This is a genomic window from uncultured Nostoc sp. (assembly GCF_964245575.1).
Classification (GTDB): Bacteria; Cyanobacteriota; Cyanobacteriia; order Cyanobacteriales; family Nostocaceae; genus Nostoc.
The window spans coordinates 1-2,577 of sequence record NZ_CAXTNP010000308.1 but is presented as its reverse complement, the minus strand read 5'-3'; the positions used below and the strand labels follow the sequence as shown (position 1 = coordinate 2,577).

The window sequence follows — 2,577 nt, the reverse complement described above, 5'->3', positions numbered from 1 at the left end:
GAAGTTGCTACAGGCTGCGCGAAACACGGAAACGTCTTGGCAGAAGTTACTACAGGGAAAGCAGAAGTCTCTACCGTCGCAGCTTTGGGCTGTAGTGGCTTTTTATAGCAGTTGAAATATAGTTTAGAACAGAAACTGATCGTAAAACTCCGACATCAAGACACTTTCAAGCCTGTTGCCTATTGCCTATTGCCTGTTCCCTGCTATAAATTCAACTTAACTATGAAACATCACACTTACTAAAGGTAGAAAAGCTAACAGAAAGCCATGCCAGGATTGCAATTGAACTTCTGGGGTTGGTTCTGGTGGTGCTAATAAAGCTTCTACTCTTTGTTCTAAGCGATCTGCACCAGAAGAACCTAATGCAGCACAGCAAATTTCCGATAAGACTGGGCTGCTACTAACTACTAATAAAAGTGATTCCGCTAACACCAGAGGATCTACCTGCAATGCTGCATAACCGTCGGCACGGAGTTCGCGCAAAGCTAAAAGTTCTTCCCACAAAGGCTCTGTATTCGGCAACCATGCAGTGCAGGAACGCACCCAACCCAGCCAGAAAAACCAGAACGTATCCCTGTAATAGTGATGCCCTTGCTCATGGGCTAAGACGCTTTCTAAATGAGCAGGTGAAAGAGTTTGCACTAATCCTTGGCTAACCACTAGTTCTGGTTGCCAAAAACCGATTTGACCTGCGAACAGCGCCCCCGTTTGCAGCAGTCTGGCTCGTCTATCGCCAACATTCACTAAGGGACAGTTACGGGCAGATTCTAGAGACTGCCAACCTTGGAAGGCAAGTTTAATGCATGAAATGGCAAAAAATGCCAAATAAATTAATGCTAGTAAATAGCTAATTGAGCCTGTATACATTCCGCCCATTTCTCCTTGAGGCCCCATGAACAGCACAGCGATCGCTGTCATGAAAATTAGCAAGGGGGGGAAGAGGAACAAAAATAGCGATCGCTGCCACCGCAGATTCCAACTAGCTTGGGGTTGATTCCAAGAGGATCTTAACCACCAAGCAACAGCCAAAGCATTAAAAATCATTATTAGATGCATCATTTTTCCTCCCTAGCTTGGCGTGCTGATTGAATACGTTTGGCGATCGCAGCTATTTGCTCGCTAGCTGCTTCATCCAGACTATCAGCAAAGGCAGCAACAACATCGGGATTCCCCACTGCTAGAAATCGCTGTAACTGCTCGTGAGCTTTAATGACATCTGATTGCTGCTTACTCAGTAATGGCCGCCAATAGAATGCCCGCTCTTTTTTGTCACAGGCTAGCCAACCTTTATCAGTGAGACGACGTAAGACGGTGGTAACAGAAGTATACGCTAATTCACGGTTGGGATCGGCGAGGATGCGATCGTGTACATCTTTTACTGTAACTGAACCAAGTTCCCAGATAATATTTAAAATTTCCGCTTCCAACGGGCCTACAGATAGTTGTTTAGGGCGGTAGTCAGGTAAAGGTGCCATAGCAATTTTCGATTTGGGATGAGCAAAGTGGAAGTGAAAATTTGAGTTTTTATTTGGCAAGCTTAGTCAGGATGCGTAGTGGTGCTAACTTGGAATGCCAAATACAGCTTTAGAAGGTCTGTTCTTGTTTTAGATTACAGGATAGTGCAGCGAATCTGAAAGTCTAAAAGCATAAAAATGAACTTTTTAAGTATTTATCTCTTGAATTAGATACATTGTGTATTTTGATGGTCAAAAATAATTCCAGAGCAATTGAGATTATAGTTAGTGACATCAACTAGGTAAAATGTTATTTTCGGCAGTAGTATTAAAGCAGGTGTATCCAGCGCGTGAAGCTATTCGTATACCACACTCCTGAATTGACTCCAACGGGTAAAGCGCCAGAATGTGCGATCGCAGTCGATGTCTTGCGAGCCACTAGCACAATTGCGACAGTTTTGGCAGCTGGAGGCGAAGCTGTACAAGTATTCAGCGATTTAGATCAATTAATTGAAGTTAGCGAAAAATGGCCTTCTGAAAAACGTCTGCGGGCTGGAGAACGCGGTGGCGCGAAAGTAGCTGGCTTTGAGTTGGGTAACTCTCCGCTCGACTGCACACCAGAATTAGTCCAAGGGCGTCGCTTGTTTATCAGTACCACCAATGGCACTCGTGCCTTACAACGGGTACAAGACTCCCCAAATCTATTAGCAGCAGCCTTAATTAACCGGGCGGCGGTGGTGCAATTTCTCCAAAAGTTACAACCTGAGACAGTGTGGATTGTCGGTTCTGGTTGGGAAGGCAGTTTTTCTTTAGAGGATACAGTTTGTGCAGGTGCGATCGCTCATAGTCTTTTACAGCAAAGACAGCTCTCACCAGAAGAATTAGCTGGTAACGATGAAGTAATTAGTGCGATCGCTCTTTATTCTCAATGGCAAAATAACTTATTGGGATTACTTCACCAAGCTAGTCACGGCCAACGATTGTTGCGTCTTGACTGTCACGAAGATTTAAAATATTGTTCCCAAACTGATATTTTAGATGTCTTGCCCATACAACAAGAGACGGGAGTTTTAAAAAGTCAAAGGAAATAGGGAATAGGGAATAGGGAATAGGGAAGAAACTT

The 2,577-nt window shown here is 44.2% G+C and carries 3 protein-coding genes; 1 reads left to right on the top strand and 2 read right to left on the bottom strand.

What is annotated here, in order from left to right; translation table 11 throughout:
* Positions 1-216 precede the first annotated feature (216 nt).
* The gene (locus ACFFAP_RS32370; protein WP_375515065.1) at positions 217-1,056 is read right to left on the bottom strand and encodes a M56 family metallopeptidase; all 840 of its coding nucleotides are present in this window, start codon (positions 1,054-1,056) and stop codon (positions 217-219) included.
* Positions 1,056-1,475: a BlaI/MecI/CopY family transcriptional regulator gene (locus tag ACFFAP_RS32365; RefSeq protein ID WP_375515058.1), complete on the bottom strand. Its 420-nt coding sequence runs from the start codon at positions 1,473-1,475 to the stop codon at positions 1,056-1,058. The genes ACFFAP_RS32370 and ACFFAP_RS32365 overlap by 1 nt, the downstream gene beginning before the upstream one ends.
* Before the next feature lie 329 nt (positions 1,476-1,804).
* Here ACFFAP_RS32365 and ACFFAP_RS32360 point away from each other — a divergent pair, with 329 nt between their 5' ends.
* Positions 1,805-2,545, top strand: a complete 741-nt coding sequence (locus ACFFAP_RS32360) for a 2-phosphosulfolactate phosphatase family protein (RefSeq protein ID WP_375515057.1) — start codon at positions 1,805-1,807, stop codon at positions 2,543-2,545.
* Positions 2,546-2,577: the final 32 nt, after the last annotated feature.